General features: G+C 65.4%; 26 protein-coding genes and 1 pseudogene. 12 read left to right on the top strand and 15 right to left on the bottom strand.

The features are described 5' to 3' along the window. The first annotated feature begins 78 nt into the window (after positions 1 to 78). Positions 79 to 4,095, top strand: coding sequence for an ATP-binding protein (locus ACH2CY_RS10010; RefSeq protein ID WP_395018608.1), 4,017 nt, complete (start codon positions 79 to 81; stop codon positions 4,093 to 4,095). 41 nt (positions 4,096 to 4,136) lie between these two features. On the opposite strand, the gene ACH2CY_RS10005 is transcribed toward ACH2CY_RS10010, so the two are convergent. Further along, positions 4,137 to 4,385, bottom strand: coding sequence for a hypothetical protein (locus ACH2CY_RS10005; RefSeq protein ID WP_395018606.1), 249 nt, complete (start codon positions 4,383 to 4,385; stop codon positions 4,137 to 4,139). Positions 4,386 to 4,448: 63 nt separating this feature from the next. Beyond that, complete coding sequence (locus ACH2CY_RS10000; RefSeq protein ID WP_395018605.1) at positions 4,449 to 5,471, bottom strand: sulfate ABC transporter substrate-binding protein; 1,023 nt, start codon at positions 5,469 to 5,471, stop codon at positions 4,449 to 4,451. A 235-nt stretch (positions 5,472 to 5,706) separates the two neighbouring features. Between ACH2CY_RS10000 and ACH2CY_RS09995 the strand changes: the two genes are divergently transcribed. Further along, positions 5,707 to 6,357 carry a pyrrolidone-carboxylate peptidase gene (locus ACH2CY_RS09995; RefSeq protein ID WP_395018603.1) on the top strand — a complete coding sequence of 217 codons (651 nt, stop codon included), beginning with the start codon at positions 5,707 to 5,709 and terminating at the stop codon, positions 6,355 to 6,357. 131 nt (positions 6,358 to 6,488) lie between these two features. Here ACH2CY_RS09995 and ACH2CY_RS09990 read toward each other — a convergent pair. Beyond that, positions 6,489 to 6,770, bottom strand: a pseudogene (locus ACH2CY_RS09990) (DUF2280 domain-containing protein); the annotation flags it as partial. Positions 6,771 to 7,148: 378 nt separating this feature from the next. Between ACH2CY_RS09990 and ACH2CY_RS09985 the strand changes: the two are divergent. Then, positions 7,149 to 8,084, top strand: a complete 936-nt coding sequence (locus ACH2CY_RS09985; protein WP_395018601.1) for an IS1595 family transposase — start codon at positions 7,149 to 7,151, stop codon at positions 8,082 to 8,084. Positions 8,085 to 8,522: 438 nt separating this feature from the next. Here ACH2CY_RS09985 and ACH2CY_RS09980 read toward each other — a convergent pair whose 3' ends face one another. Beyond that, the gene (locus ACH2CY_RS09980; protein WP_395018599.1) at positions 8,523 to 8,651 is read right to left on the bottom strand and encodes a hypothetical protein; all 129 of its coding nucleotides are present in this window, start codon (positions 8,649 to 8,651) and stop codon (positions 8,523 to 8,525) included. On the opposite strand from ACH2CY_RS09980, the gene ACH2CY_RS09975 reads away from it, so the two are divergent. Together ACH2CY_RS09975 and ACH2CY_RS09970 are read left to right on the top strand one after the other, a co-directional pair. Beyond that, the gene (locus ACH2CY_RS09975) at positions 8,650 to 9,147 is read left to right on the top strand and encodes a hypothetical protein (RefSeq protein ID WP_395018598.1); all 498 of its coding nucleotides are present in this window, start codon (positions 8,650 to 8,652) and stop codon (positions 9,145 to 9,147) included. The genes ACH2CY_RS09980 and ACH2CY_RS09975 overlap by 2 nt on opposite strands. Positions 9,148 to 9,249: 102 nt before the next feature. After that, positions 9,250 to 9,459 (top strand): hypothetical protein, encoded by a 210-nt coding sequence (locus ACH2CY_RS09970; protein WP_395018597.1) that lies wholly within the window; start codon positions 9,250 to 9,252, stop codon positions 9,457 to 9,459. Positions 9,460 to 9,795: 336 nt separating this feature from the next. Here ACH2CY_RS09970 and ACH2CY_RS09965 read toward each other — a convergent pair whose 3' ends face one another. Beyond that, positions 9,796 to 10,689 (bottom strand): LysR family transcriptional regulator, encoded by an 894-nt coding sequence (locus ACH2CY_RS09965; protein WP_395018595.1) that lies wholly within the window; start codon positions 10,687 to 10,689, stop codon positions 9,796 to 9,798. A gap of 119 nt (positions 10,690 to 10,808) precedes the next feature. Between ACH2CY_RS09965 and ACH2CY_RS09960 the strand changes: the two genes are divergently transcribed. From ACH2CY_RS09960 to ACH2CY_RS09950, 3 genes are all read left to right on the top strand, one after another. Beyond that, the gene (locus ACH2CY_RS09960) at positions 10,809 to 11,363 is read left to right on the top strand and encodes a carboxymuconolactone decarboxylase family protein (protein ID WP_395018594.1); all 555 of its coding nucleotides are present in this window, start codon (positions 10,809 to 10,811) and stop codon (positions 11,361 to 11,363) included. Positions 11,364 to 11,428: 65 nt separating this feature from the next. After that, positions 11,429 to 12,373: an alpha/beta fold hydrolase gene (locus ACH2CY_RS09955; RefSeq protein WP_395018592.1), complete on the top strand. Its 945-nt coding sequence runs from the start codon at positions 11,429 to 11,431 to the stop codon at positions 12,371 to 12,373. Positions 12,374 to 12,384: 11 nt separating this feature from the next. Next, positions 12,385 to 12,894, top strand: coding sequence for a heme-binding protein (locus ACH2CY_RS09950; protein ID WP_395018591.1), 510 nt, complete (start codon positions 12,385 to 12,387; stop codon positions 12,892 to 12,894). Here ACH2CY_RS09950 and ACH2CY_RS09945 read toward each other — a convergent pair. The 6 genes from ACH2CY_RS09945 to ACH2CY_RS09920 form a co-directional block, all read right to left on the bottom strand. Then, positions 12,891 to 13,352, bottom strand: coding sequence for a RidA family protein (locus tag ACH2CY_RS09945; RefSeq protein WP_395018589.1), 462 nt, complete (start codon positions 13,350 to 13,352; stop codon positions 12,891 to 12,893). The genes ACH2CY_RS09950 and ACH2CY_RS09945 overlap by 4 nt on opposite strands. A gap of 14 nt (positions 13,353 to 13,366) precedes the next feature. Then, the gene (locus ACH2CY_RS09940; protein WP_395018588.1) at positions 13,367 to 14,137 is read right to left on the bottom strand and encodes an SDR family NAD(P)-dependent oxidoreductase; all 771 of its coding nucleotides are present in this window, start codon (positions 14,135 to 14,137) and stop codon (positions 13,367 to 13,369) included. Beyond that, entirely contained in the window at positions 14,134 to 15,132 is a 999-nt protein-coding gene (locus ACH2CY_RS09935; protein WP_395018586.1) for an ABC transporter permease, read from the bottom strand. The genes ACH2CY_RS09940 and ACH2CY_RS09935 overlap by 4 nt, the downstream gene beginning before the upstream one ends. Before the next feature lie 86 nt (positions 15,133 to 15,218). Continuing rightward, positions 15,219 to 16,265, bottom strand: a complete 1,047-nt coding sequence (locus ACH2CY_RS09930) for a sugar ABC transporter substrate-binding protein (protein ID WP_395018585.1) — start codon at positions 16,263 to 16,265, stop codon at positions 15,219 to 15,221. 32 nt (positions 16,266 to 16,297) lie between these two features. Then, a complete protein-coding gene (locus ACH2CY_RS09925) occupies positions 16,298 to 17,041 on the bottom strand; it encodes an ATP-binding cassette domain-containing protein (RefSeq protein WP_395018583.1) in 744 nt (247 codons plus the stop codon). After that, positions 17,038 to 18,207, bottom strand: coding sequence for an ROK family protein (locus ACH2CY_RS09920; RefSeq protein WP_395018582.1), 1,170 nt, complete (start codon positions 18,205 to 18,207; stop codon positions 17,038 to 17,040). Before ACH2CY_RS09920 ends, ACH2CY_RS09925 begins: the two co-directional genes overlap by 4 nt. Positions 18,208 to 18,371: 164 nt before the next feature. On the opposite strand from ACH2CY_RS09920, the gene ACH2CY_RS09915 reads away from it, so the two are divergent. Further along, on the top strand, positions 18,372 to 18,746 hold the full coding sequence (locus ACH2CY_RS09915; protein WP_395018581.1) for a nuclear transport factor 2 family protein: 375 nt from the start codon (positions 18,372 to 18,374) through the stop codon (positions 18,744 to 18,746). 1 nt (position 18,747) lies between these two features. On the opposite strand, the gene ACH2CY_RS09910 is transcribed toward ACH2CY_RS09915, so the two are convergent. Then, positions 18,748 to 19,374 carry a glutathione S-transferase family protein gene (locus ACH2CY_RS09910; protein ID WP_395018579.1) on the bottom strand — a complete coding sequence of 209 codons (627 nt, stop codon included), beginning with the start codon at positions 19,372 to 19,374 and terminating at the stop codon, positions 18,748 to 18,750. Between the two features lie 168 nt (positions 19,375 to 19,542). On the opposite strand from ACH2CY_RS09910, the gene glk reads away from it, so the two are divergent. After that, positions 19,543 to 20,514: a glucokinase gene (glk, locus tag ACH2CY_RS09905; RefSeq protein ID WP_395018578.1), complete on the top strand. Its 972-nt coding sequence runs from the start codon at positions 19,543 to 19,545 to the stop codon at positions 20,512 to 20,514. Positions 20,515 to 20,532: 18 nt separating this feature from the next. Here glk and ACH2CY_RS09900 read toward each other — a convergent pair whose 3' ends face one another. Genes ACH2CY_RS09900 through glpK form a run of 3 tightly spaced genes read right to left on the bottom strand, consistent with a single transcriptional unit; the run spans position 20,533 to position 23,255 of the window. Next, entirely contained in the window at positions 20,533 to 20,928 is a 396-nt protein-coding gene (locus ACH2CY_RS09900) for a methylglyoxal synthase (protein WP_395018576.1), read from the bottom strand. Positions 20,929 to 20,952: 24 nt separating this feature from the next. Then, a complete protein-coding gene (locus tag ACH2CY_RS09895) occupies positions 20,953 to 21,756 on the bottom strand; it encodes an SDR family NAD(P)-dependent oxidoreductase (protein ID WP_395018575.1) in 804 nt (267 codons plus the stop codon). Positions 21,757 to 21,764: 8 nt separating this feature from the next. Continuing rightward, positions 21,765 to 23,255 (bottom strand): glycerol kinase GlpK, encoded by a 1,491-nt coding sequence (gene glpK, locus ACH2CY_RS09890; protein ID WP_395018573.1) that lies wholly within the window; start codon positions 23,253 to 23,255, stop codon positions 21,765 to 21,767. Between the two features lie 141 nt (positions 23,256 to 23,396). Here glpK and ACH2CY_RS09885 point away from each other — a divergent pair, with 141 nt between their 5' ends. Both ACH2CY_RS09885 and glpD read left to right on the top strand, forming a co-directional pair. Continuing rightward, the gene (locus tag ACH2CY_RS09885) at positions 23,397 to 24,158 is read left to right on the top strand and encodes a DeoR/GlpR family transcriptional regulator (RefSeq protein ID WP_395018572.1); all 762 of its coding nucleotides are present in this window, start codon (positions 23,397 to 23,399) and stop codon (positions 24,156 to 24,158) included. Positions 24,159 to 24,421: 263 nt separating this feature from the next. Beyond that, positions 24,422 to 25,951, top strand: coding sequence for a glycerol-3-phosphate dehydrogenase (gene glpD, locus ACH2CY_RS09880; protein WP_395018570.1), 1,530 nt, complete (start codon positions 24,422 to 24,424; stop codon positions 25,949 to 25,951). The last annotated feature ends 113 nt before the right edge of the window (positions 25,952 to 26,064 follow it).

Below are 26,064 nucleotides of genomic sequence, written 5' to 3'. Positions count from 1 at the left end.
GGGTCGACACGGCCTAAAGGGAAACTGCCGGGACCGCGGCGACGTGCGAAAATCCGGGTCCCGCGGAGAAGCCCGACGATGAACGCGATCACCCGCAACTGGCAAAAGCTGTCCTTCCGCCTGCCGGCGCTGATCGCGATCTTTGCGGCGGCGGCGGGGCTGGTCTCGGCCGGCATCTCCTACGGCGTTGCCTATCAAAGCTATGTGGCGCTGGCCAAGGAGCGGATGGAGCTGGTGCGCAACGAGCGAGCGCGCGCCGTGCTCAACGTCATGGATCACTACCGCATCGGCCTGGCGGCGCTGGCCGCCGAGCCGGATGTCCCGGTCCGGATCGACGCCTTCTCCCGTGCCTTGCGGCGCCTCAGCACCGACCAGCGGAGGCTGCTGATCGAAAGCTACACGACCGCCAACCCCTTCCCCGCCGACTCGCGGGCGGCGATCGCGAATGCGGGCGACGGATCGGACTACACCTCCCTGCACAGGGCGGCGCATGACCGCTTCCTCCGCCTGCAGCAGATCCAGAACCTCGACGACCTGCTGCTGGTCGATGCCGACGGCAATGTGGTCTACAGCGTCGTCAAGGAGGCCGACTTCGGCACCAACCTGCTGAACGGCCCCTATCGCCAGTCCAACGCCGCCACCGTGTTCCGCAAGGCTCTCGCCGCCCAGCCGCCCTGGGAGCAGGCCTTCGCCGACATGGCACCCTATGGGCCTTCCGGGCATCCGGCGCTCTTCATGGGCCAGGCGGTCCGCGACGAGACCGGCCGCGTGGCCGGCGCGATCCTGATCCAGCTCGACAATTCCAAACTGCGCGATTTCGCCAACCACATCCAGGACCTCGGCGAGACCGGCGAGGTCTATCTGGTCGGGCCGGATGCCACCCGGCGCAGCCAGACCCGCTTCGCCACCGGCGCGCTGATGACGGAGAAGATGACGGCCGAGGCAGCGACGCGATCGGCGGCCGGATTTACGAAAAGCACCGTCGCCAGGAGCTATGCCGGCCGGGACGTCATCACCGCCTATGCCCCGATCGACGTGATGGGGGTGCGCTGGGGCATCGTCTCGAACATCGACGCCGCCGAGGCGCTGGCGCCGCTCAACATCATCGTGCTCGCAACCGGCGCCGGCGTGGCGCTGTCGACCCTGGCCATCGCCTTCCTCGGCTATGCCAGCGCGCGGCGGATCAGCCGGCCGCTGGACCAGTCGCTGCGCGTCATGGGAAAGCTCAGCCGCGGCGAGCTGGATGTCGAGATCGAGGATGGCGGCAGCGTCACCGAGACCCGGGAAATCGCGACCACGCTGCGCGCCTTCCGCTCCAGCCTGGTCGAGACCCGCCGACTGGTCAGCGAGGTCACCGAGGGCCAGGAGCAGCTCACCAACCTGCTCGACAGCAGCCCGACCGGCGTCATCGTCCTCTCCGCCGAGAGCAACAAGGTGCTGTTCGTCAACGACCCCGGCGCCAGCATCCTCGGCCGGCGCAAGTCGGCTTTTCTCGGCCAGACCTTCTCCTTCACCGAGGTCGCCGTCGATCAGGAGGAGATTCGCCGGGCGATTCATGTCGCGCGGCGCGACGGCGTGGTGCGGGACGTCGTGGTCTCCGTGCGCACGCCCGAGGAACTGACGCTGAGCCTCTCGGCGCGGCGCACGCATCTCAACAAGGAAGAGGCCTACCTCATCTGGTTCAGCGACGTCACCGAAGCCAAGCGCCTGCAAGTCGAGCTCGAGAAGGCCTTCGCGGAAGCCAAGGACGCGCGGATCCGCACCGACGCGATCCTCGCCGGCACCCCGGACCCGATCCTGATCGTGCGCGGCGACAGCACCATCGAATACGTGAACCAGCAGGTCCACAAGGTGCTGGGCTACACCTCCGAGGAGCTGGTCGGCCAGCGCATCGAGCGCCTGGTGCCGGAACGCTACCGCGCCGGCCATCCCGTCCACGTGCAGGGCTTCTTCGCCGACGGCCGGCTGCGGCAGATGGGCGCCGGGCGCGAGCTGTTCGCGCTCGCCAAGGACGGCAAGGAGATCCCGGTCGAGATCGCCTTGAGCCCGATCCGCACCAGCGGCAGCCCGATCGTGGTGGCGCTGATGCGCGACATCACCGAGCAGAAGCAGGCGCAGAGCGAAATCCGCGCCGCCAAGGAAGCCGCGGAAGCCGCGACCAAGGCGAAGAGCGAGTTCCTGGCCTCGATGAGCCACGAGATCCGCACGCCGATGAACGGCGTCACCGGCATGGCGGAGCTCCTGGCGCAGACGCGGCTCGACGAGGATCAGCAGCACATGGTGCGCACGATCCGCGAATCCGGCAATGCGCTGATCACCGTCATCAACGACATCCTCGACTTCTCCAAGATCGAGGCCGGCAAGCTCAGCCTGGAACGCGTGACCATGTCGGTGGGCGACGCGGTCGAGGGGGTTGCCGCCACGCTCACGCCGAATGCGACCAAGAAGGGCATCCGCATCCACGTCTTCGTCGATCCACACCTGCCGAGCCATGTGCGCGGCGACCCGACGCGGCTGCGGCAAGTGCTGTTCAATCTCGGCGGCAACGCGGTGAAATTCTCCAACGGCAAGGACGTTGAGATGCGCGCCGAGCCGCTGGAGCGCGAGGACGACGGCAAGGTCTGGATCCGCTTCCGGGTAATCGACAGCGGCATCGGCATCTCCAAGGAGAACCAGGCCAAGCTGTTCGAGGCCTTCACCCAGGCCGAATCCTCCACCACCCGCCGCTATGGCGGCACCGGGCTCGGGCTCGCGATCTGCAAGCGCCTGGCCGAGATGAAGGGCGGCACCATCACGGTCGAGAGCGTCGAAGGCCGCGGCTCCACCTTCACCGTCGATTTCCCCTTCCATATCGCCGAGGACGTGCCGACCGGACGCAAGGAGCGCGACCTCAAGGACCTGCACGTGCTGCTGGTCGGCAGCATTGCGCCGCGCCAGGCAACGATCGAAGCCTATATCCGCGACCGCGGCGGTGCGGTGACGCCGGTGCCGGATCTCGATGACGCGATCGCGGCGGTTGCTGCCGAGCGTTCGAGGTTCGATTCGGTGATGCTCGATCTCGGCCTCGATGCCGGGGCGCAGCAGAAGGCGGTCGCCGCCTTGCGCGAAGCCGGCGTGGCACCGGCAGTGATGATCCTGCTGCAAGACTACCAGTATAGAACAGCGCGCATCGCCGAGCCGGACCTGGTGACGGTGGATGCCAACCCTTTGCTCTATTACCGGCTGGTCTCGGCGGTCGCGGTCGCGGCGGGCCGCGCCAGCCCGCAGATCAAGAACGAGCTCGACGCCGCGAAGCTCAAGCCCGTGCAGGCGCCGACGCCCGACGAAGCGGCCGCCATGGGCCAGCTCATCCTGCTCGCCGAGGACAACCCGACCAACCAGGACGTGATCCGACGGCAGCTCAACCTTCTGGGCCGCGCTTGCGAGATCGCCGGCAACGGCCAGGAAGCGCTCGAGGCCTTTGGCCGCGACCGCTACGGCCTGATCCTGACCGACTGCCACATGCCGGTGATGGACGGCTATGAGCTGACCGGGCGGATCCGCGCGGCGGAGCAGGACAGCGGCCGGCACATCCCGATCGTCGCCGTCACCGCCAACGCGCTGCAAGGCGAGGCCGAGCGCTGCATCGCCGCCGGCATGGACGACTATGTCTCTAAACCGATCGCGATGCCGGCGCTGATCGCCGTGCTGGAGAAGTGGCTGCCCGCCCCGAAAGCGGCCGCGCCGGCCGCACTGGTGGCGACCCCTGGCAACGGCGCCGGCACGGCGGAAGCGATCGACGCGCGGGCGATCAAGGACATGTTCGGCGAGGACCCTGGCACGTTCAAGGAGATCCTGGGCTCCTTCCTCGAGCCCTCGCGCCAGATCGTGGCCGAGATCGAGGCCGCGCATGGCAAGCGCGATGCCGGCGAGGTTCGCAGCTCGGCGCATAAGCTCAAATCCTCCGCACGCAGCATCGGCGCGCATGCCTTGGCCGACCTGATGGTCGCACTTGAGGCGGCCGGCAAGGCGCAGGACTGGACCAGGATCGATGCGCTGGCGCCGACCGCGCGGGCGGAGTTCCTCAAAGTCGAGCACTATATCGCGGCGCTCTAGCAGCCATTCCGCCACCGCCCTCGATCGCGCGCGCCATGGCGCTACCAGTCGATGCCGGCGGGACGGATATGTGCCGCGTGTTCCGGGGCGCCCGCGACCGGGCTTGGGTGCAGCGGGTAGTGGGCGGCGAGCCGCAGCCTGGCGGGGCGCTTCGGCCCGGTCGCGCGGCGCGCCAGCTTCCAGCGGGTGAAGGCGGCGTGGAGCAGCGCATTGAGGATGGTCAGGCCAAGGATCTCGGCGAGCGCCAGCATCGGGAACTCCTCTGCATCGAAGTTCGAGGGGTGGCGCACGGTCCAGCTGGGAGAAAGACTGGACCGGGCGCCGGCTTAGTCGCGTCGAGGGATGCGCCGGGCTTACTGCGCCGGCTGATAGATCTGGTCGAAGATGCCGCCGTCGGCGAAGTGGTCGGCCTGCGCCTGCTTCCAGCCGCCGAAATCGGCGATGGTGGAGAGCTTGAGATTAGGGAACTGGCTCTTGTACTTCTCCGCGATCGCCGGGTCGGTCGGGCGATAGTAGTTCCGCGCGGCGATCTCCTGGCCTTCCGGCGAGTAGAGATACTTCAGGTATTCTTCCGCGAGCTTGCGGGTGCCATGGGCGTCCACGACCTTGTCGACCACCGCGACCGGCGGCTCGGCGAGGATCGAGGTCGAAGGAACGACGATCTCGAACTGGTCGGGGCCGAGCTCCTTCACCGCGAGGAAGGCTTCGTTCTCCCAGGCCAGCAGCACGTCGCCGATGCCGCGCTGGGCAAAGGTGGTGGTGGAGCCGCGCGCACCGGTGTCGAGCACCGGCACATGCTTGAAGAGATCGGCAACGAAGGCCTTGGCGGTGTCGGCATTGCCGCCCGGCTGCTTCAGCGCCCAGTCCCAGGCCGCGAGGTAGTTCCAGCGCGCGCCGCCCGAGGTCTTCGGGTTGGGCGTGATCACCTGCACGTCGCCCTTCACCAGGTCGCCCCAATCCTTGATGCCCTTCGGGTTGCCCTGGCGCACCAGGAAGACAATGGTCGAGGTGTAGGGCGTCGAGTTGTGCGGCAGGCGGGCCTGCCAATCGGCGGCGAGCAGCTGGCCCTTCTCGGCGATGGCGTCGATGTCATAGGCGAGCGCGAGGGTGACGACGTCGGCTTCGAGCCCGTCGATCACCGAGCGGGCCTGCTTGCCGGAGCCGCCATGGGAGGACTCGATCGAGACGTCCTGGCCGGTGGTCTCCTTCCAATGCTTGGCGAAAGCCTCGTTATAGGCGAGGTAGAGCTCGCGGGTCGGATCATAGGACACGTTCAAGAGCTGGTCCTGCGCCAGGGCCGAACCCGACAGGCTCAAGCCGAGCGCCAGGCTCACCATCGCCAAAGCTGCGAATTTCGTAATGTTTTTCAGCATCATAGCCTCCGATCCCTGAATCCGTCCTGGTCTGAATTGTGCTTCGGCTCAGCCAGTTCCACGCAAGCCAAACCTAGGCTCAAGTTTTATCTCTACTGATATGATAGACAAACAAGAGTTGCTTGGGGAGAGCCAAGTTTTCCTTATGGTGGGGTGGCGATGCAGTGGGCCGGTTGTCGGCATCGCGCGGCGGACGTTATGAGTGAGCCTTAATTTCAGCGGACTTGGGTTGGCGACGATGGCGTCTGTTCTGATCACTGGTTTCGAGCCCTATGCCGGCCTCGCCTCCAATCCCTCCGCCGAGATCGCGGCGGCCCTGGACGGAATGGAGATAAGTGGCTGCAAGATCGTCGGCCGCCTGCTGCCGGTGGATTTCGCGCGCTATCACGACCGCCTCAAGGCGCTGCTCGATGAAGTCGCACCGGCTCTCTACATCGGCTTCGGCCTGGCAATGGGCGAAGACATGATCCGGATCGAGCGTTTCGGCGTGAACCTCGCCGACTTCGACATTCCCGACAACGCGGGCGCCAGTCCGCGCGGGCGGGCGATCGAGCCGGAAGGACCCGATGCCCGCGCCTCGACCTTGCCCAGCGCCGCCATTCGCGCGGCCTTGCTCGAAGCCGGAATCCCCGCGCGTTTCTCGAACAGCGCCGGCAGCTATCTCTGCAACGCGACGCTCTACAGCGCGCTCGGGCTCTGCGCCGCGCGCGGGACGCCCTGCGGCTTCATTCACCTGCCCTACGCCTCCGAGCAGGTCGCCGCGCTGCTGCGCGAAGGCAACGGCCCGCTCAACGGCGAAAGCGCCGCGCCGTCACTGCCGATCGAGATGATGGTCGCGGCGGCGGAGATCGTCCTGCAGGTTTCCGCCGCGGGGCTGCCGACCGCGTGATGCAGGGCAGGCGCGGCAACCGCCGCCGCCGGAAGCTGCAGCAGGACCGGCCGCCGGTTCTCGTAGAAGCCGCCGCATTCCTTGGCCGCCAGCTCCAGGCTGGAGAGCGCCAGCGCCACATTGTTGCGCTCGCAGCTTCTGGCCATGCGATCGAGCATCTGCAGGCGGACCGCTTTGTGCGAGACGGCGATCTGGTCAACATCATGCAAGAACTTCTCGCGCGTCCGCGCATGGAGGTCGCGCCAGCGCTGCGCCGGCGGTTGCGAACAGCGCGGGTCATAGAGATAGACCCGCTGGCGCGTGATGCTGATGCCGAAAACGACCTTTACGGCCTCCGCCACGCGGGAGGGGGTCTCAAAGCATGCCAAGCGCTTGACGATAAACTCCTTTATCTCGTCGCTGAGGGCCGGCATCGACTCTTCCCGTGGTAAAGGCCCTGTAAAGGTTCCGGGCAGGTCGGCCTCGCGATCACGCGCGTCGCGCAGCGCCACTCGCGCCATTGCTTCGTCGATCAGGTCCATGGATTCTCCTTTCCGTCGGTGTCGGGTCTGCATCGACTGCATGCATCGTCATGCGCGCGCGATGCGCGGCATCGTCGCCTTCAACTCTTCTGAACGGGAACGCGGCACAGGTGCCGGACTACAAATGCCCCGCTTGGCAAAGCGGCAGGGCGCAACAGGCAATGCGAGAAGAAATATAAGTCTTCTTTTGTTCTAGTGCAAGGTTTAGGCGATTATATACTTGACGTACCGGACCCCAATCCCTAGATTGAAGGGACAGGGAGAGCCGCCATGCGCAAGTTTGATGACCCGATCTTTCACGACGAAGAAGCCGCCCGTAAGCATTTCGAGGCGCTGCGCTGGCCGGACGGTCCGATCTGCCCGCATTGCGGCGTTGTGGACGATGCCACCGCCCTGAAGCCTAAGACCAAGGCTACCCGCCCGGGCGTCTACAAGTGCAAGTCCTGTCAGAAGCCGTTTAGCGCGACCGTTGGCACGGTGTTCGAGCGCTCGCACGTTCCGCTGCACAAGTGGCTCTATGCCAACCATCTTATGTGCAGCAGCAAAAAGGGCATGTCCGCGCACCAGCTTCACCGCCTGTTGGGCGTGACCTACAAAACCGCGTGGTTTATGGCCCATCGCATCCGTGAAGCCATGACCCCGATCATCACCGAGCCGATGGGCGGCGAAGGCCAGCCCGTGCAGGCGGATGAAACCTACTTCCGTGTCCGCAAGCCGCGCGCCGGCAGCAACCGCCGCGTGGTGAAGGGCGACGAAGGCCACAATAAGCCGATTGTCGGTCTGGTGAGCGGCGGCAAGTCCCGCATGTTCCGCGTCGATCACGCCAACGTGGCGACGATTGAGCAGATCCTTGTTCGCAACACCGATCCGAAGGCCGAACTGCACACCGACGAGAGCCTGCTTTACAAGGACATCGGCAAGGACTTCGCCGCGCACAAGACCGTGAAGCACACCGAGAACGAATACATGAAGGACGGCGCGCACACGAACGCGATTGAAGGCTTCTTCAGCATCTTCAAGCGCGGCATGACTGGCGTGTACCAGCATTGCAGCGAAAAGCACTTGCAGCGCTACTTGAACGAGTTCGATTTCCGCTACAACCACCGCGCCGGTTTGGAGATCGACGACACCATGCGCGCCGATGCGGCGATCCGTGGCGTTGGGAACAAGCGCCTGACCTATCGGCGGACTAACGGGGCCGCGTGAGTCCATCTCATACGACAGGCCGAACAAGCCCCCCAAATCAAAGAGTTAAGGCAAAGGGCCGGGATGAGACTCCCGGCCCTTCTTTCGCTATCCTAAGAGTTGCAAGGCTGCTTAGGAGCGAATGCTATGGAGAAGGCCCCGCGCATAGTTCTGAAGTTCCAAAAGGATGGACAGGTCACGATTGGGCTTGGGTTTCTGAGGTGGCACGGCGGGCGTCCGTATGCTGCTCCGGATGCAGTCCGCTGGAATGGCCCAGATAATGAGCCAGGGACGATTCCGCTTGACGCAGAGCAGATCGAACTCGTTCCAGGTGATGGGAAAGATGAGGAGCACTACCTCCACCGCGGCGTGGTAATTCTCGACAAATAATGTCGAATGACGCGATGACATTGGGGGCGCGACTGACGACCAGAAACCCGCCGATAAACTCTGGCGCACTCACGTCTTCGCCTTCTTCTTCGCGGCTTTCTTCGCGCTCGGCGCTTTCGGATGCGGCTTCGGCTTCATCGCGATCATGCGTCGCATCACGTCGTCTTCGCGTTTCTCGTCGGAAGGGTGCTTAGCCATGGCGGACCCCATTATGGAATTGGGTGACGAGGATTTGACCTATCTCGTGATTGGTCACCTTACAGTGAACTGGGCTTATTGCGAGATAGCCCTGGACGGCATCATCGCGATTGCCTTTCGCCAGTGCGGTGGATCCGCTATCGAGCCTGAAGCGCCAGCGTCCACGAAGAGGAAGATAGCGTATCTGCGCAAGGCGTTTCGGGATCTTCCTGATTTTCAAGAGTTCGAGCCGGACGCAATACCGCTGCTTGACCGCGCAGCAGCCCTTAAGAACTCGAGGCATGAAATCGTCCATTCCGCCGTGATGACCTATGGGTACAACGTCGAGGTCTTCAGCATAAAGGCGAGCGGCAACACTCATAAGGGATCTACCGCGAAGCGCGATCTTGTTGCAATGAACAAGGACGGCCACAAGGCGACCCAACTCGCGATTGACCTAGCCGAACTCGCAGGGCGTCTAATTCGGAAGTTGGTTCCGCAAAAACACGACGCATGATGGCTTCCGCGCACTCGGAGGCTAGTTGGTCGCCCACATCGAATTGATTGATGAGTCGGCAAAGGTCTCGCATGAGCGGGGCATTCTTAACCACAGGAGGCAATGGTGCCGGAGGCATGGGATACTCTCACGACTGAAGAAAAACTCTATTCTCTGAAGACTAACCTAGGGGAAGTCTTGAGCGCGATAAAAGACATCAACCGTGAACTTCACGAGGCGTCAGCTACCGCGAAAGATGCGCAATCAACCGCGTTAGAAGTTGGTCGCGTTGTTCGTGAGCTTGAGCAGAAAGTTCAAGCGATGACGCAATAACTGGGTCGGCCCGCATGCGCGCTTGTGCGCGCATGCGGAGATCAGCCAACCAAGCCTCAGTCTCTGGTGAGTCGTCGGTCGCTACGTTTTCCATGCAGCCATGGAACCCCACCTGTAAGCAAAGTGGCTATCCAATCCGCGCCAAGAAAATTTACCCGGTTTATTTGCCGTACCGGATAGAAGCCTTCGCTTGGGTCTGTCCGCAAAAGCATTTTAAATCAATATCTTGATGCTGGTACGCCAAGTACACAATCGCCAAGGTTTATCTGCGAAAGCTGCTGATATGCCGAATTCGGAACACACTCTTTAGTCGTTGAAACTGTTTTACGCCCCGCGCTATTGCAGCCGTTTTTTCAGGTGCGGTATGGCGAAATCCAGGAAGGCGCGCAGTTTCATCGGCACGATTCGGCCGCCGCTGTAGACCAGGCTGAGCGGCATCGGCTCGGGCTCGAATTCGCGCAGGATGGTGACGAGGCGGCCCTGCCGCTCGGCTGCGGCGACCTGGTAGCAGAACACCTTGGTCAGCCCCGCACCGGCCAGGGCCGCCTCGATGCTCGCCTCCGCCGTCGTCACCACCAGGCGCCGCCGCACCGGCACCATGCGGACCGTGCCGTCCACACGGAAGGGCCAGGCATCCGGTGTGGGGAGGCGGCTGCGCATGATGCAGTCGTGGTCCGCGAGCTCTTCCGGGTGGCGCGGCATGCCGTGGGCGGAGAGATAGGCGGGACTGGCGCAGATCACCGGCCGGATCGTCGCGATGCGCGTCGCCATCATGCTGCTGTCGGGCAGTTCGCTGATGCGGACCGCGAGGTCCACCTGCTCGTCGACCAGGTTGACGATCTGGTCGTCGAGCAGCAGGCGCACGTCGACCTCCGGATACTGCTTCAGGAATTCGACGACCACCGGCACCACGTGCAGCCGGCCGAACACGATCGGTGCCGTCATCACCAGCTCGCCGCGCGGCGCGCGATACTCGCCCGAGGCGGCGCGCTCGGCTTCGCCCAGATCCTCGAGCAGGCGGCGGCTGGATTCGTAGAACGCCTGGCCGCCCTGGGTCAGCGCGATCTTGCGGGTCGAGCGGTTGATCAGGCTGGCCTGCAGCAGGGCCTCGAGCTCCGAGACCTTCCGGCTCACCGTCGCGACCGGCATGCCGAGCTTGCGCGCTGCCGCTGAGAAGCCGCCGGCCTCCACCACCGCCACGAAGGCGGACATCGATTCAAAGCGATCCATAGATTTCTCAATAAATGGAAAGATCAATTCCAAGAATGGCACATAGTCCTGAAAAATGGAAAGAACTACATGACCGGGACCGGCCCAATCCCTCGCCGGACACGCAAAGGAGCCACCAGATGTCCCGAATCCCGATCCCCGCCAATCTCGAGGCCGCGCCGGCGGCGGCCCATGGCGCGCTCTCGGCCGTGAAACAGCAGCTCGGCGTCCTGCCCAACCTGTTCCTGGTGGTGGCGAACAGCCCGGCGGCGCTCGACGGCTATCTCGGCCTGAACGGCGCCCTCGCGAAGGGCAGCCTCGACGCCCGGACGCGCGAGCGCATTGCGCTGGCGATCGCCGAGTTCAACGGCTGCACCTACTGCCTTTCGGCGCACAGCTATCTCGGCAAGAACCTGGCGAAGCTGGATGACGCGGAGATCGCGGCCAATCGCGGCGGCCGGTCCAACGATGCCAAGGCCGATGCCGCCGTGCAGTTCGCGGTGAAGATCGCCACCGCGCGCGGCCATGTCGCCGATGCCGATCTGGCCGCGGTGCGGCAGGCCGGCTACGACGCCGGCCAGATCGTGGAGATCGTGCTGCATGTCGCGCTCAACACGCTCACCAACTACGTGAACGAAGTTGCCGGCACGGCAGTGGATTTCCCGCTGGTCGCACCGGCGCGCAACGCCGCCTGAAACCGGCGCGCGCAGCACCACCCTCATCCCCGGGCACCGTCCCCTCATTCCACCAAGGAGCTATCATGTCACGCAAGCTGCACGCCGCGGCCCTCGGGACGCTGCTCGGGGCCATGCCGGCCCTGTCGCCGGCCGAGGCCGAGCCCACCACCTATCATCACGCCGAGGTCCAGGGCCTCGACATCTTTTACCGCGAGGCCGGGCCGAAAGCGGCGCCGACCGTCCTGCTGCTGCACGGCTTTCCATCCTCCTCGCACATGTTCCGGGATCTCATTCCGGTGCTGGCGGAGCGCTATCACGTGATCGCGCCGGACTATCCCGGGTTCGGCTATTCCAGCACGCCGGGCCTCGACCGGTTCCAGTACACCTTCGCCAACCTCGCGACCGTCATGGACGCGTTCACCAACCAGCTCGGGCTGCAGAGCTATGTCCTCTATATGCAGGACTATGGCGGGCCGATCGGCATGCGGCTCGCGCTGAAGCATCCGGAGCGGGTGCGCGGCTTCGTGGTGCAGAACGCCGTGGTCAACGTCGAGGGCTGGCACAAGGAGATCGTCGCGAGCTTCCTGCCGGCCTGGCAGAACCGCACGCCGGAGACCGAGAAGCCGCTGCGCGCGGCGTTCAGCGCCGAGGCGACGCGGTTCCAGTACACCCACGGCGAGACGCGCAGCGACCGGGTCAATCCGGATGCCTGGACCTTCGACCAGGCGCTGCTCGATCGGCCGGGCAACGACCAGATCCAGGTCGAACTGCTCTACCAGTACCAGGACAATGTCGCGCAATACCCGGCGTGGCAGGAATACCTGAAGGCGACCCAGCCGCCGATGCTGGTGGTCTGGGGCGACAACGATCCGTTCTTCACCACGGCGGGGCGCGACTATTTCAAGACCCTGGTGCCGAGCGCCGAGGTCCACGCCTATGACGCCGGGCATTTCGCGCTGGAGACGCATCTGCCGGAAATCTCCGCGGCGATGCTGGCCTTCCTCGACCGGCTGAAGCCGGCGAACTGAGAGGGGGCATCATGCGCAAAGCCATGATCTCGGCCCTCTGCGGGATCGGCTTCGCCGCAGCGGCGACCCCGGCCGCCGCTGCCGATATGCAGCAGGGCTTCCTGCCACTCGATCTCGCGATGGAAGCCGCCGCCGAAGGCATCCGGGTGTGCGAGGATCACGGCTGGCACGTCACCGTCACGGTGGTCGATGCCGGCGGCAATATCAAGCTGCAGGCCAAGGGCGACGGGAGCACGATCCACACCAAGGATGCGAGTTTCCGAAAGGCCTATACCGTGGTGACGATGGGGCCGATTTTCGGCTTCACCGTGCTGGGCGACTGGGTCGAGCAGCTGAAGACGAATCCCTATGCGGCAACCTACGCCACCTTGCCGAACCTGTTCCTGCTGCCGGGCGCGGTCGGCGTCAAGATCGACGGCGAGATGGTCGCCGCGATCGGCGTTGGCGGCGCACCCGGCGGCGGCAACGACGAGATCTGCGCCAAGGCAGCCCTGGCGAGGATCGCCGACCGGCTGAACTAGCCGCGTACCGCCATGGTCGCGGTGAGCTCGACCGAGATGCCGAGCGGCAGGCTGCCCATGCCGACGGCCGCGCGCGTGTGGCGGCCGGCTTCGCCGAAGACTTCGACGAAGAGATCGGAGCAGCCGTTGATCACCTGCGGCTGCTGGCCGAAGCCCGCCACCGCGTTGACCATGCCGAAGACCGAGAGCACGCGCTCGACCCGGTCCAGCGAGCCCAGCGCCTGGCGTGCCGCCGAGAGCAGCACCAGGCCGGTCAATCGCGCGTGCTGGTAGGCCTGCTCCACCGTGATCTCGGCGCCGACCACGCCATGGGCGAACTCGCCGTTCTGCTGCAGCGGTCCCTGGCCCGAGAGGTAGAGGATCCCGTTATGCACCAGCGCCGGCACGTAGTTGCCCTTCGGCGCCGGGCATTCCGGGAGGACGATCCTGCGCTCCTTCAGAGTCTGCTCGGCGCTCATCGGTGCCTCCTCCGCTATTCCGGCTGCAGGCGGAAGTCCTTGCCCTCCGGCAGGGTCTGCCCGCCGTCCACCACGATGGTCGTGCCGGTAATATAGGACGCCTCGTCGGAGGCGAGAAACAGCGTCGCGTTGGCAATGTCGCGCGGCGTGCCGAGCCGGCCCAAGGGGATCGCATCTTCCATGGTCTTGATGAAGGCGGCGCTGCGGTGCTGCTGGATGCCTTCGGTCAGGATGTTGCCCGGCTCGACGCCGTTGACGGTGATGCCGTAGCCGGAGAATTCCAGCGCCGCCGACTTGATGAAGCCGTTGATGCCGGCCTTCGAGGCCGAGTAATGGCCGTGGCCGGGGCTGGTGACGCGCGGGCCGGTGATCGAGGAGGTGAAGATCATCCGGCCATATTGCTTCGCCTTCATATGCGGGAGCGCGGCGCGGGCGATCAAATAGGTGCCGCGGAGATTGACGCCGAGCACGGCGTCCCACTCCTCCGGCTCGGTGTTCTCGATCAGCGACCAGGGATAGATGCCGGCATTCTGCACCACGATATGGAGATCGCCGTAAGCCTCGAGCGCGGTCGCGACCGCGCGCTCGGCATCCGCTTTCTTGGAGATGTCGGTGGTCACGAACTTTGCGCCGAGCCGGATCGCGGCGGCCTGCCCCGCCTCGGCCTCGCTGTCGCCGATTACCAGCTTCGCACCTTCCTCCTGGAAGCGCTGGGCGATGCCGGCGCCGATGCCGCGGGCGGCACCGATGATCAGCGCGACCTTGCCTTCGAGACGCCCGGTCATGCCAACCGCTGCCTGATCTGCAGTTTCAAGGTGTCGATCAACATCGCGGCCAGGACCAGGAAGCCGAGGATCAGCTGGGTGTAATGCGCGGGCAAGCCCATGAGGTTGATCGCGGTCTGGATCGCCGAGAGCAGCAGCACGCCGGCATAGACGCCGGGAAGCTGGCCGATACCGCCCTTCAAGCTGACGCCGCCGATCACCACGGCCGCGAAAGCCTTGAACAGCATGCCGACGCCGAGATTGGCGGTGGCACCCGAGGTGCGGATCGCCAGCAGCCAGCCGGCCACGCCGGCAACCGCGCCGGCGATGATGAAGCTGATCAGGATCAGCCGGTCGGTCTTGATGCCGGCCCGGAAGGTTGCGATCGGATTGCCGCCGATCATGGTGACATGCCGGCCGAAGGGTGTCCGGCGCATGAGAAAGGAGAAACCGATGAAGCAGAGGATGGCGATGAAGGCGCTCGGCGGCAGAAAATCGAAGACCGGAATGCCGATGACCCGAAGCTCCGGCACCATGCCCTGGGCCGAGCGGCCGCCGGAGATGGCGAGCACCAGGCCGCGCACCCAGATATAGGAGGCGAGCGTCACGATGAAAGCGTTCATCCGGAGCTTCACCACCAGGATGCCGTTGCTCAGCCCGATCACACCGCCGACGATCAGCGCCAGCAGCAGGGAGCCGGGAATGATCACCCAATTCCACGCGCCGAAGTCGGGGTTGAGGCCGATGCCGCCGCTGCAGAACAGGATGCCGGTCACCATCGCGGTCAGACCGGCGACCGATTCCACGGAAAGGTCCATGTTGCCGGCGATGATGACGATGGCGAGGCCGATCGCCATGACGCCGACATAGGTCGAGTCTTCGATGATGTTGGTGAAGATGCCGACCTGGAAATAGTTCGGGATGGCGATCGAGAAGACGACCAGCACGACGATCAGCAGCAACCAGACCAGGTTGTCGAGCAGGAATTCCAGGAGAGCCCGTTGGCCTGGGGACATCATGCAGCTCCGAACTTATCAGGAAAGAGAACCGGGCCGCCGCCCCTTCGAAGCGGGAAGGCGGCCCGGCGTCATGGGTCTTAGGCTTATTCGACCGGCTTGATCGGAGTCGCGGGCGGCTTCAGGTTGCCCCAGAACTTCGTGTCGTCGACATTGCCCTTGTTGATCGCCGCACCCGGGATCTTGATGTTCGGACCCCAGGCTTCCATGGTGACCTCAGACTCGAGACCGAGCACGTCATACTTGCCCGGCTTGATCTCCTGCTTGTTGATCACCTTGTCGGCGAACATCGCCAGCGCCGCCGCCTGCGCGAACAGTGGCTGCTCGACCTCGACATTCTCCCAGCCCTTGCGGATGAGATCGAGACCGACCGGCGCGCCGTTCGACGAGACCAGCATGACGTCGCCCGGCTTCTTGCCCTTGGCTTCCAGCGAAGCCACCGCGGCGACGGCAAGATGCGCTGCATGCACGAAGATCAGGTCGATGTCCGGGTTCGCCACCAGCTGGTCGGCGACGATGGTGCCGGCGTTGGACGCTTCCCACTGCATGGCCGGCAGCGAGATGATCTTCACGTCCGGGAAGGCTTTCATCTTCTCCTCGAAGCCCTGCTGGATTTCGAGGGTGTAGGGATCGGCGGGATCGCCGAGCACCTGCAGCACCTTGCCCTTGACCGCGCCGTTCTTGGTCTTCAGCAGGCCCTGGATCTGATCGGCGGCGACATGGCCGATCTCGACCGTGCCGGCAACCGAGGTGAAGTCCATCTTGGTGGTCTTGATCTGGCGGTCGAAGATCATGACCGGGATGCCGGCGGCGCGGGCCTTCTCGATCGAGGGTACCAGCGCATTGAAGTCCACGGCGGCCAGGATGATCGCCTTGGGCTTCAAGGCAATGACGTCGTTCATCTGGCTTTGCTGCAGATCAGTCTTGTTGTCCGCGTTCTTCGCCTCGACGGTGTAGCCGACTTCCTTCATGAAGTTGGTGATGGCCTCGACCGACGCGGTCTGGAACTCGTCCAGCAAGGTCGGCACCATGTAGTAGACCTTGCCCTTGTCCTGGGCATTGGCGGTGTGCGCGGCGAATGCCGCCATGGCGATCGCACCCGCCGTCAATGTTGCACGCAGTAGCCGTTTCATTTAGCCCTCCTGTTTCCCTCAGAACTCAGATTCTAGAGACTCTCGCCGGTGATCATCCGGACGACCTCATCCGGGCTGGTCTTCGCCCGTTCGACATTGCCCGCGACCTTCCCCTGGCGGATGACGACCATGCGGTCGGCGACCTGGAAGGCCTGGGCCATGATATGGGTGATGATGACGACGCCGATGCCCTGCGCCGCGATGCGCTTGATCATGTCGAGGCCACGGCGGGTCTGCTCGACGCCCAAGGCCGCGAACGGCTCGTCCAGCAGCACCAGCTTGCCGCCCCAATGGACGAAGCGATTGAGCTCGATCGCCTGGCGCTGGCCGCCGGACAAGTGCTCGACATTGGTGCGCATCGAGGGGATGCGGGTGCCGGCATTGGCCATGGCCTTCTCGACCACCTCCTGCATCGCGCGTTCCTGCAGGATCGGGATGCCGAGGAAGCGTTTCACGATCTCGCGGCCCATGAAGAAGTTGGCCACGACATCGACATTGGTGCAGAGCGAGAGGTCCTGGTAGACCGTCTCGATGCCGGCCGCCTTGGCTTCGGAGGGCGAGCTGAAGTTGCGCTCCTGGCCGTCGAAGACGATGCGGCCGGAGGTCGGCTCCAGGCCGCCGGCGATGATTTTCACCAGGGTGGACTTGCCGGCGCCGTTGTCGCCCAGGAGCGCGATCACCTCGCCGCGGCCGATCTCGAAGCTGATGCCCTTCAGCGCCTCGATGGCGCCGTAGTTCTTCACGATGTTGTCGAGCTGGAGCAGCGTGTCGCTCATGCCGCGGCCTCCCGCTCCATCAGGGGATCGTTGGCGGCGAACATCAAGCCGAATCGCGGCGAGAGCACGCCGGAGACCGCGAGCGCCGCGGCGCCGCGCAGCACCGCATCCTCGCCGTTGGCGGAGCGGGTGACCCGCGGGATCGCGCGGTCACGCCGTTCCGCGACCGAATGCGGCAATGGGTCGGCCGCCGCGATCAGCTTGTCCAGCACGTCCGGCGGCGCGATGCCGCCGATCACGATGGTCAGGGGGTCGAACAGGTTCTCGATCGCCACGATCGCACTCTTGAAGAGAGGGGTTACTTCGCGGATCCAGCCCTCGACACCCAGCGTCTGCGCGCCGCGTTCGAGAGCGAGACAGGAGAGATAGCGCTCGAGGCAGCCCGCGTTACCGCAGGGGCAGGCCTCGCCGCCCGGCACCATCGGCAGATGCCCGATCTCGCCGGCATTGCCGTGCGAGCCGCGGAGCGCATTGCCTTCCTGCACCATGCAGCCGCCCAAGCCCACGCCGAAGAAGAGATAGTAGAAGTCGCGGATGTCGCGCGCGGCGCCATAGAGCCGCTCGCCGAGCGCCGCCGCGGCGTGGTCGACCTCGATGAAGACCGGAAGGCCGGTCTTCGCGGCGAGGCGCTCGCGGATCGGCACACCGCTCCAGCCTTCGAGCGTGGTCGGGCCGACGAAGCTCATGGACTCGACGTCGAAGGGGCCCGGCATGGCGAGGCCGAGGCCGAGCATGCGGCCCAAACTGCGGCCGCGCGGTTTCAGCTTGCGCAGGGCGACGACCAGGTCACCGATCGCATCGAAGGCCGCCGTGGGCTTCAGGCGCGGGAGCTTGCGCTCACGCCGCGCGATCACCTCGCCGGCGAGGTTGATCAGCGCCGCCTCGATGCCGCGCGGGGTCACGTGGAGTCCGATCGCATGGCCGCCGTCGGGGTTGAGCTTGAGCTCGGTCGCCGGATAGCCGCGGCGGCGGCGCTCCTCGCGGGCGCCGAGCACGAAGCCGTTCCCCTCCAGCTCGCGGATGATGGTGGAGACGGTCTGCACGGTGAGGCCGACGCGTTTCGCGATCTCGCCGCGCGCGATCGGGCCCTGGAGACGGATCGTCTCCAGCACGATGCGCCGGTTATACGGCCGGCCATATTCCTGGTTGGTCCCTTTGAGGGCCATGCCTCGCACGCCATCCCTGTTCGCGTGGTCTTCTTTATTGCCGAAGAGCCTGCGCCCCGCGTCCGAATATGTCAAACGGTTTTCAATATTAGGTCCGGAAACCCGCTGGCGCCGCAACCGCGCGGATTCTAGGCTCGCGCGGCATTCAACAGGAGAGTTGCCGCATGGACCCGCGCTTCGACGAAATGACCGCCGTCCTCAAGAGCTATTTCGACGGCCTCCACAACAGCGACACTAAGATCCTCGGCCGCGTCTTCCATCCGGAAGCGCATTATTTCTGCGCGACCGACGGCAAGCTGCTGCATCTCGACATGGGCGAATACTTCCCGGTGGTGGACAAGCGCCCGTCGCCGGCCAGCAAGGGCGAGGCGCGCGCCGACCGCATCATCTCGATCGAGTTCGCCGGGCCGGTGACCTGTTTCGCGCGGGTGGAATGCGTGGTGCGGCCGCGCTTCTTTACCGATTTCCTGACCTTCGTGAAGCTCGACGGCCGCTGGCAGATCGTGTCGAAGGTGTTCCACTACGACGTCAGGGAATGAATCAGGCGGGATCCGGCATGAGTTCGTGCGGGTGTTTCCAGCGCGGCAGCGCCGCGATGCGCGCTGCCCAGGCCTCGACGTTGGGGAATTCCTTGGCGCGGTCGATGCCGGTCGGCTCGGTGTAGAAGACGTAGCCCGCAAGCGAGAGGTCGGCGATGGTCGGCCGGTCGCCGAGCAGGAATTTGCGGCCGGCGAGATGCTTGTCGACGATGCCGTAGGCGCCGCGCGCCCGCGTCCGCAGGAACTCGGTGACCGGCGTCTCGCCGGTCTTCTGCAAGCCGAACAGGAAGCGGAGCGTCGCGTAGTAGCTGGTGAACTTGTGATTGTCGAACAGGATCCAGCGCAGGATCTCGCGCCGCTCCGCGTCGTTGCGCGGCCCGAACTTGCCGGTCACGCCGGCGAGGTAATCGAGGATCACGCCGCTCTGGGTGAGGCGCTGGCCCTGGTGCTCCAGGACCGGCGCCTCGCCCATCTCGTTCACGTCGCCGCGGAAGGCCTCGCCGCGGGTCTGGCCGTTGAAGAAATCGACCCAGACCGGCTGCCAGTCGCAGCCGCAGAGCTCCAGCATCAAGGCGGCCTTGTAGGCGTTGCCGGATTCCTTGAAGCAGTGCAGCCGATACTCCGCCATGGTTTCCCCCTCCTCGATTTGACCGCCGATCCTAGTGTCGGGGCGCAGAGGTTCAAACGAATTAATTCAGCGGATGCCTGCGGGTGCGGCGACTTTCCGCTTTGAAAGCGCGGCGGAAGCCGCCAGATTACCGCCGCATTCATCCTGGCGTCACGAGAGAGTTTCGACTTGAGCAACCCCACCGCCCTGGTCGCCGATGTCGGCGGCACCAATGTGCGCTTCGCGATGGCCGATCTCGAAGGGCAGGTCGAGCCGAATTTCGACACCTTCTCCGCCGCGCGGTTCCGCTCCCTGCCCGAGGCGGCCGCCGCCTATGTGAAGAAAGCCGGGATCAAGCCGAAGGTCGCGGCCTTCGCGGTCGCGGGCCCGGTGACCGGCAAGAAGGCGACCATCACCAATCTGCGCTGGAGCATGACCACCGACGAGCTCTGCGCGGCGACCGGCGCCGAGGCGACATTGCTGGTCAATGATTTCGAGGCGCAGGCGCTGTCCGTGCCGCTGCTCTCCGGCGACGACCTGCAGCAGATCGGCGGCGAGGCGCCGGTCGAGCGCGCGGTCAAGGCCGTGGTCGGTCCCGGCACGGGCCTCGGCGTCGGCGGCATCGTCTGGTCGAGCAGCCGCTGGATGCCGATCCCCGGCGAAGGCGGCCATGCCAGCTTCGCGGTCGAGACCGCCGAGGAATTCGCGATCGTCAAGAGGCTGCGCGGCAGCCTCGATCATTTCTCCAACGAGCGCGTGCTCTCCGGTCCCGGCATCATCAACCTCTACGCCGCCTTCGCCGCCCATCGCGGCGTCAAGGCGCAGATGCTGGAAGCCTCGGAAGTCACGCGCCGCGGCCTCTACAAGGAAGACCCGATCGCGGTCGAGGCTTTGGATTTCTTCGTGAAGGCCCTGGGCCGCGTCGCCGGCGACACCGCGCTCACCTTGGGTGCGCAAGGCGGCGTCTATCTCGGCGGCGGCATCCCGCCGAAGATCCAGGACGCGCTGGCGACCCCCGCCTTCCGCACCGCCTTCGAGCAGAAGGGCCGGCTGACGCCGTTCCTGAAGCCGATCCCGGTCTTCGTGATCCTGGCCCGCGACGCCGGCCTGCGCGGCACCGCCGTCGCCCTGATCGCGGCGATCAAGGAAGGCCGGGTCTAAGAGGCCGCGCGCTTCGCACTAATCGACCGCGCGCCGCGCGAGACAAAGCTCCGCCAGCATCATCTCCGCGGTGGCGCGGTTGAGGGCGAAGGGGATGTCGTAGACGATGGCGAGGCGGGTCAGCGCCTTCACGTCGACGTCGTGCGGGTGCGGCGACAGCGGGTCCACGAAGAAGATCAACGCGTCGAGCGTGCGCTCGGCGATCATCGCGCCGATCTGCTGATCGCCGCCCAAGGGGCCGCTTTTGAGGCGCTTCACCGGCAGTTCCGGGCAGCGCTCGGTGACGCGCAAGCCGGTGGTGCCGGTCGCAAACAGCTCGAAGCCCTTGAAATGCTGCCGGTGCTGCTCGACCCAGGCGACCAGGTCCGGCTTCTTCTCGTCATGGGCGACCAGCGCCACCCGCAGCCTGTCCATGGCTTCGCCTCGCTTCCGGCTGACTTAGGGCATCAACTGGCCGCCGTTGACCTCGATGATCTGGCCGGTGATGAAGCCGGCGAGCCGCTGCGAGGCCAGGAAGAGATAGGCGCCGGCGCAATCCTCGGCCATGCCGACGCGCTTCAGCGGGATGACGTCGGCCATCTGCTTGACGCGCTCCGGCGTCGAATAGCGGCGGTGGAAGTCGGTGAAGATGAAGCCCGGCGAGACCGCATTCACGCGGATGCCGGTCTCGGCCAGTTCGGTCGCCATCGCCTTGGTGTAGGTGGAGACGAAGGCCTTGGCGGCCGCATAGACGCCGGCGCCCGCCGCCCCGCCCATCCGGGCCGCGACCGAGGTCGTGCTGATGATGGTGCCGTGCTGCGCCTTCTTCAGATAGGGCAAAGCCGCCTTGGAGGCGACCACCACCGAGCGCGCGTTGAGCGCGAGCACCGCATCGACCTGCTCCGGCGTCAGGGCCTCGAGCTTCACCCGGCCCATCATGGTGCCGGCATTGTTGATCAGCACGTCGATGCCGCCGAGGCCCTTGGCGGCTTCCTCGACCGAGCGTTCGACGGCCGCGGCATCCTGGTAATCGGCGATGACGACGATCGGCGGCGTGCCGCCGGCCTTGGCGATCGCGGCGGCGGTTTCGCGCAAGGTGTCGCTGTCCTTGGTGCCGTGCAGCGCGACCTTGGCGCCGAGTGCCGCGAAGGCCAAAGCGGCGGCGGCGCCGATGCCGCGGCTGCTGCCGGTGATGAAGACCTTGCGGCCGGCGAATTCCTCGCCCAGCAGGCCCTTCGAGATGGTGGTCGCGAGCTCGGTCATCTTGATCCTTACTTTGCGCCGTGGCGGATGCGGCGGACCGCATCCTGCCATCCCGCGTAGCGCCGGTCACGCTCGGCGGCGGTCATTTTCGGCTCGAAGCGGCGGTCCGGGCGCCAGGTCTTCTCGATCGCCGCCACGTCGGCGATCATGCCGCTGCCGAGGCCCGCACAGAACGCCGCGCCCAAGGCGGTGGTCTCGGTGACATGGGGTCGCTCGACGGGGAGCTGCAGGATGTCGGCCAGGAATTGCAGCACCCAATCGTTGCGCGCCATGCCGCCATCGACCCGCAAGGCCGTCGGGCGGGTCCCGCCATCGGCGCTCATTGCCGCCATCAGGTCCTGGGTCTGGTAGCAGACGGCTTCGAGCGCCGAGCGCACCACCTCGGCGATGCCGGTGTCGCGGGTCAGGCCAAGGATGGCGCCGCGCGCCTCCGGATCCCAATAGGGCGCGCCCAAGCCGGTGAAGGCCGGCACCAGATAGACATTGCTGGTGTTCGACGCGGATTTCGCGAGGCTGTCGGTGTCGCCCGCCTCCTGGAACAGCTTCAAGCCGTCGCGCAGCCATTGGACCGCGGCGCCGGCGACGAAGATGCTGCCCTCCACGGCATAAGCAAATCGGTCGCCGAGCTGATAGGCGATGGTGGTGAGCAACCGGTTCTGCGAGGGCTTGGCTTCGTTGCCGGTGTTCAAGAGCGCGAAGCAGCCGGTGCCGTAGGTGCTCTTGATCATGCCGGGCTTGAGACAGGCCTGGCCGATCACCGCCGCCTGCTGGTCCCCCGCCATGCCGGCGATCGGCAGCGCCACGCCGATGGTCGCGGGATCGCTGGTGCCGAAGACGCCGGCATTGGGCTTCACTTCCGGCAGCAGCGACTGCGGCACGCCGAACAACTTCAGTAGATCGGCGTCCCAGGCCTTCTTGTGAATGTCGTAGAGCATGGTGCGGCAGGCATTGGTGATGTCGGTCGCATGGATCTTGCCGCCGGTCAGGCGCCACAGCAGAAACGAGTCTATGGTGCCGAAGGCGAGCTCGCCCTTCGCGGCGCGGTCCTTGGCGCCGGCGACGTTCTCCAGCAGCCAGGCGATCTTGGTCGAGGAGAAGTAGGAGTCGATGAGCAGGCCGGTCTTCTGCTGGATCATCGGCTCATGGCCGGCCTCGACCAGCTTCTTGCAGAGCGGAGCACCCCGGCGGTCCTGCCAGACGATGGCGTTGTGGATCGGCTCGCCGGTCGTCTTGTCCCAGATGACCGCGGTCTCGCGCTGGTTGGTGATACCGATGGCGCCGACGCGACCACTCCCGACTTCCGCCAGCACCTTCTTGCAGACTTCGACCGTCGCCGACCAGATCTCCTCGGGGTCATGCTCGACCCAGCCGTCGGCCGGATAGATCTGCGGCAGCGCTTTCTGCACGACGGCTACCAGATCCCCGCCGGTGGTGAAGGCGATCGCCCGCGTGCTGGTGGTGCCCTGGTCGATCGAAAGAATGAGGTCCTGGCTCGCCATCGTCTCTCCCCTGCCCGCTCGGTCCCTTGGCGGCTTTTCCCATCGATACGCGATTTCGAACCGGGCGAAAAGGCCGGCTTTCGGTTTCGCAATCCCGGTGGCAAGATGCCGTCAGGATTACCACCAGCCGGAAGCCGATCCATGCAGCGCGAAGAGAGACATGCCAGCATCGTCAAACTGGTGCAGCAGCGCGGCTTCATGTCGATCGACGCCCTGGCCCAGCACTTCAACGTCACGCCCCAGACCATCCGGCGCGACATCAACGAGCTCTCGGACCAGGACATGGTCTCGCGCTATCACGGCGGGGCGGGCCTCGCCTCCTCGGTCGAGAACACCGCCTATACCACCCGCCAGGTGCAGCAGCTGACCGAGAAGCAGCGGATCGCCGCCCTCTGCGCCCAGCATATCCCGAACGATTCCTCGCTGTTCATCAACATCGGCACCACCAACGAGGAGGTGGCCCGGGCGCTGCTGAAGCATTCCAGGCTCCGGGTCATCACCAACAACCTGCAGGTGGCCTCGATCCTCTGCGAGAATCCTTCGGTCGAAGTGATCATCACCGGCGGCGTGGTGCGGCCGCTGGACCGGGCCATCGTCGGCGAGGCCGCGGTCGATTTCGTCTCGCAGTTCCGGGTCGATTTCGGGATCATCGGCATCAGCGGCATCGATGCCGACGGCTCGCTGCTCGACTTCGACTATCGCGAGGTGCGGGTCTCCCAGGCGATCGTCGAGAACTCGCGCCAGGTGTTCCTGGTGGCCGATCACACCAAATTCGAACGCAAGCCGATGGTGCGCCTGGGCGATATCGGCATGCTGGATGCCTTCTTCACCGATCGCAAGCCGCCGCAATCGGTGCTCGACCAGATCGAGAAACACGACGTCCGGCTCTACACCGTCGACTAGTTCTGACAACAAGCTGTCGCTAAGCCCGTGCAGGAAAACGATCTTGTGCGATGCAGCGACTTCGAACTGTCACTTTTCGCAATCGCGCAAAATTAACGATCTCATTTTCGATTGCGAACACCCTGACCCGCTGTTAGCTTTCGAAAACCGCCACCGGACTCCTGGTTCGAGAATGGCGGACGTGGGGAGGCGATGGCAGGGTTCAGCGAATTGAAGACGCGTCGGCTGGTGCGCGCCCGAAGCTTCCGGGCGGAGTTGAGCGCTTGAACGACCGTGATGTGCGCGATCTCCTCGTCGTCGGTGGCGGGATCAACGGGATCGGCATCGCGCGCGACGCGGCCGGGCGCGGCCTTTCGGTGACCGCCGTGGAGCGACGCGATCTCGCCAGCGCGACCTCGTCCTCCAGCACCAAGCTGATCCACGGCGGATTGCGCTATCTCGAATACTACGAGTTCCGGCTGGTGCGTGAGGCCTTGAGCGAGCGCGAAGTGCTGCTCGAATCCGCGCCGCATATCATCTGGCCGCTGCGTTTCGTCCTCCCGCACGAGAAGACTCTGAGGCCGGCCTGGATGATCCAGATCGGCCTCTTCCTTTACGATCATCTCGGCGGCAGGAAGCGCCTGCCCGGGTCGAAACGGGTCTCGCTCAAGGAAAAGCCCTATTCCAACGGGCTGAAGCCTGGCTTCGAGATCGGTTTCGAATATTCCGATTGCTGGGTCAACGACGCGCGGCTGGTGGCCTTGAACGCCGTGGATGCGCGCGAGCGCGGCGCCGAGATCCTGACCCGGACCACGGTCACCTCGGCCCGGCGCGAAGGCGAGCTCTGGCGCGTGGAGCTCCGGTCCGACGGCGGCGAGACGCGGTCGCTCCAGGCACGCGCGTTGGTCAACGCGACCGGGCCTTGGGCCGGCGAGTTCATCACCGGCGCGCTGCAGCAGAAGCAGAAGGCGACCCTGCGCCTGGTCAAGGGCAGCCATATCGTCGTCGACAAGCTCTACGACGGCGACCACTGCTTCATCCTGCAGAATGCCGACCGGCGCATCGTCTTCACCATTCCCTATGAGGGCAAGTTCACCCTGGTCGGCACCACCGACGTGCCCTACGAGGGCGATCCCGCCAAGGTCGCGATCTCGGCGGAAGAAAACCAGTATCTGGTCGATGTGGTGAACCGGCATTTTGCGAAGTCGCTGACGCCGAAAGACGTCGCCTGGTCCTATTCCGGCGTGCGGCCGCTGTTCGACGAGGACGGCAGCGAGAGCGCCTCCGCAGTATCGCGCGACTACGTGCTGGATCTCGAGGAGAACGGCGGCAAGGCGCCGCTGCTGAACGTGTTCGGCGGCAAGATCACCACCTATCGCCGGCTCTCCGAGCATGCGCTCCAGAAGCTGAAACCCTTCTTCCCGAAGGCGGGCGGCGACTGGACCAAGGACGCGACGCTGCCCGGCGGCGACATTGCGAATGCCGATTTCGAGGCTTTCGTCGCGGCGCAGACCCGGCGCTTCAGCTGGCTGCCGGCGGCGACGGTGCGACGCCTGGCGCGCGCCTATGGGACAAGGATCGAGCAGGTGATCGGCGGCGCGCATGGCCTGAACGACCTGGGGCGCAACTACGGCGCCGATCTCTACGAGCGCGAGGTCGATTACCTCAAAGCCGAGGAATGGGCGATGACCGCCGAGGACGTGCTCTGGCGCCGCTCGAAACTGGGATTGCACATGCGCCCCGAGGAGCGCGCGGCCCTGGAAGCCGCGATGCCGAGCGGTGCCTCGCAGCCGGAAGCTGCGCGCGTGAGTTGAGTGCTTCTTCCGCCGCGTGATGCGGGTCATGCGGCGGCGGAAAACGACGTCCGGTTCGGATCGTGCGCAGGAGCCGGGCGCAAACAGCAACGCGCACTAGTGGAGGAAACGAT

Origin of the sequence: Dongia sp. (assembly GCF_041905885.1) — a bacterium.
GTDB lineage: Bacteria > Pseudomonadota > Alphaproteobacteria > Dongiales > Dongiaceae > Dongia.
This window is presented reverse-complemented; position numbering and strand designations above follow the sequence as displayed.

What these genes read in the sequence shown, in the direction of transcription:
- ACH2CY_RS09980 (WP_395018599.1), bottom strand. Translation starts at nt 8,651, where the DNA reads ATGGCTAAGCACCCTTCCGACGAGAAACGCGAAGACGACGTGATGCGA.
- ACH2CY_RS10010 (WP_395018608.1), top strand. Translation starts at nt 79, where the DNA reads ATGAACGCGATCACCCGCAACTGGCAAAAGCTGTCCTTCCGCCTGCCG.
- ACH2CY_RS09935 (WP_395018586.1), bottom strand. Translation starts at nt 15,132, where the DNA reads ATGTCCCCAGGCCAACGGGCTCTCCTGGAATTCCTGCTCGACAACCTG.
- ACH2CY_RS09915 (WP_395018581.1), top strand. Translation starts at nt 18,372, where the DNA reads ATGGACCCGCGCTTCGACGAAATGACCGCCGTCCTCAAGAGCTATTTC.
- ACH2CY_RS09920 (WP_395018582.1), bottom strand. Translation starts at nt 18,207, where the DNA reads ATGGCCCTCAAAGGGACCAACCAGGAATATGGCCGGCCGTATAACCGG.
- ACH2CY_RS10000 (WP_395018605.1), bottom strand. Translation starts at nt 5,471, where the DNA reads ATGATGCTGAAAAACATTACGAAATTCGCAGCTTTGGCGATGGTGAGC.
- ACH2CY_RS09910 (WP_395018579.1), bottom strand. Translation starts at nt 19,374, where the DNA reads ATGGCGGAGTATCGGCTGCACTGCTTCAAGGAATCCGGCAACGCCTAC.
- ACH2CY_RS09945 (WP_395018589.1), bottom strand. Translation starts at nt 13,352, where the DNA reads ATGAGCGCCGAGCAGACTCTGAAGGAGCGCAGGATCGTCCTCCCGGAA.
- ACH2CY_RS09950 (WP_395018591.1), top strand. Translation starts at nt 12,385, where the DNA reads ATGCGCAAAGCCATGATCTCGGCCCTCTGCGGGATCGGCTTCGCCGCA.
- ACH2CY_RS09995 (WP_395018603.1), top strand. Translation starts at nt 5,707, where the DNA reads ATGGCGTCTGTTCTGATCACTGGTTTCGAGCCCTATGCCGGCCTCGCC.
- ACH2CY_RS09955 (WP_395018592.1), top strand. Translation starts at nt 11,429, where the DNA reads ATGTCACGCAAGCTGCACGCCGCGGCCCTCGGGACGCTGCTCGGGGCC.
- ACH2CY_RS09965 (WP_395018595.1), bottom strand. Translation starts at nt 10,689, where the DNA reads ATGGATCGCTTTGAATCGATGTCCGCCTTCGTGGCGGTGGTGGAGGCC.
- ACH2CY_RS09885 (WP_395018572.1), top strand. Translation starts at nt 23,397, where the DNA reads ATGCAGCGCGAAGAGAGACATGCCAGCATCGTCAAACTGGTGCAGCAG.
- ACH2CY_RS09930 (WP_395018585.1), bottom strand. Translation starts at nt 16,265, where the DNA reads ATGAAACGGCTACTGCGTGCAACATTGACGGCGGGTGCGATCGCCATG.
- ACH2CY_RS09975 (WP_395018598.1), top strand. Translation starts at nt 8,650, where the DNA reads ATGGCGGACCCCATTATGGAATTGGGTGACGAGGATTTGACCTATCTC.
- ACH2CY_RS09985 (WP_395018601.1), top strand. Translation starts at nt 7,149, where the DNA reads ATGCGCAAGTTTGATGACCCGATCTTTCACGACGAAGAAGCCGCCCGT.
- ACH2CY_RS09970 (WP_395018597.1), top strand. Translation starts at nt 9,250, where the DNA reads ATGGTGCCGGAGGCATGGGATACTCTCACGACTGAAGAAAAACTCTAT.
- ACH2CY_RS09900 (WP_395018576.1), bottom strand. Translation starts at nt 20,928, where the DNA reads ATGGACAGGCTGCGGGTGGCGCTGGTCGCCCATGACGAGAAGAAGCCG.
- ACH2CY_RS09960 (WP_395018594.1), top strand. Translation starts at nt 10,809, where the DNA reads ATGTCCCGAATCCCGATCCCCGCCAATCTCGAGGCCGCGCCGGCGGCG.
- ACH2CY_RS09925 (WP_395018583.1), bottom strand. Translation starts at nt 17,041, where the DNA reads ATGAGCGACACGCTGCTCCAGCTCGACAACATCGTGAAGAACTACGGC.
- ACH2CY_RS09940 (WP_395018588.1), bottom strand. Translation starts at nt 14,137, where the DNA reads ATGACCGGGCGTCTCGAAGGCAAGGTCGCGCTGATCATCGGTGCCGCC.
- glpK (WP_395018573.1), bottom strand. Translation starts at nt 23,255, where the DNA reads ATGGCGAGCCAGGACCTCATTCTTTCGATCGACCAGGGCACCACCAGC.
- ACH2CY_RS09895 (WP_395018575.1), bottom strand. Translation starts at nt 21,756, where the DNA reads ATGACCGAGCTCGCGACCACCATCTCGAAGGGCCTGCTGGGCGAGGAA.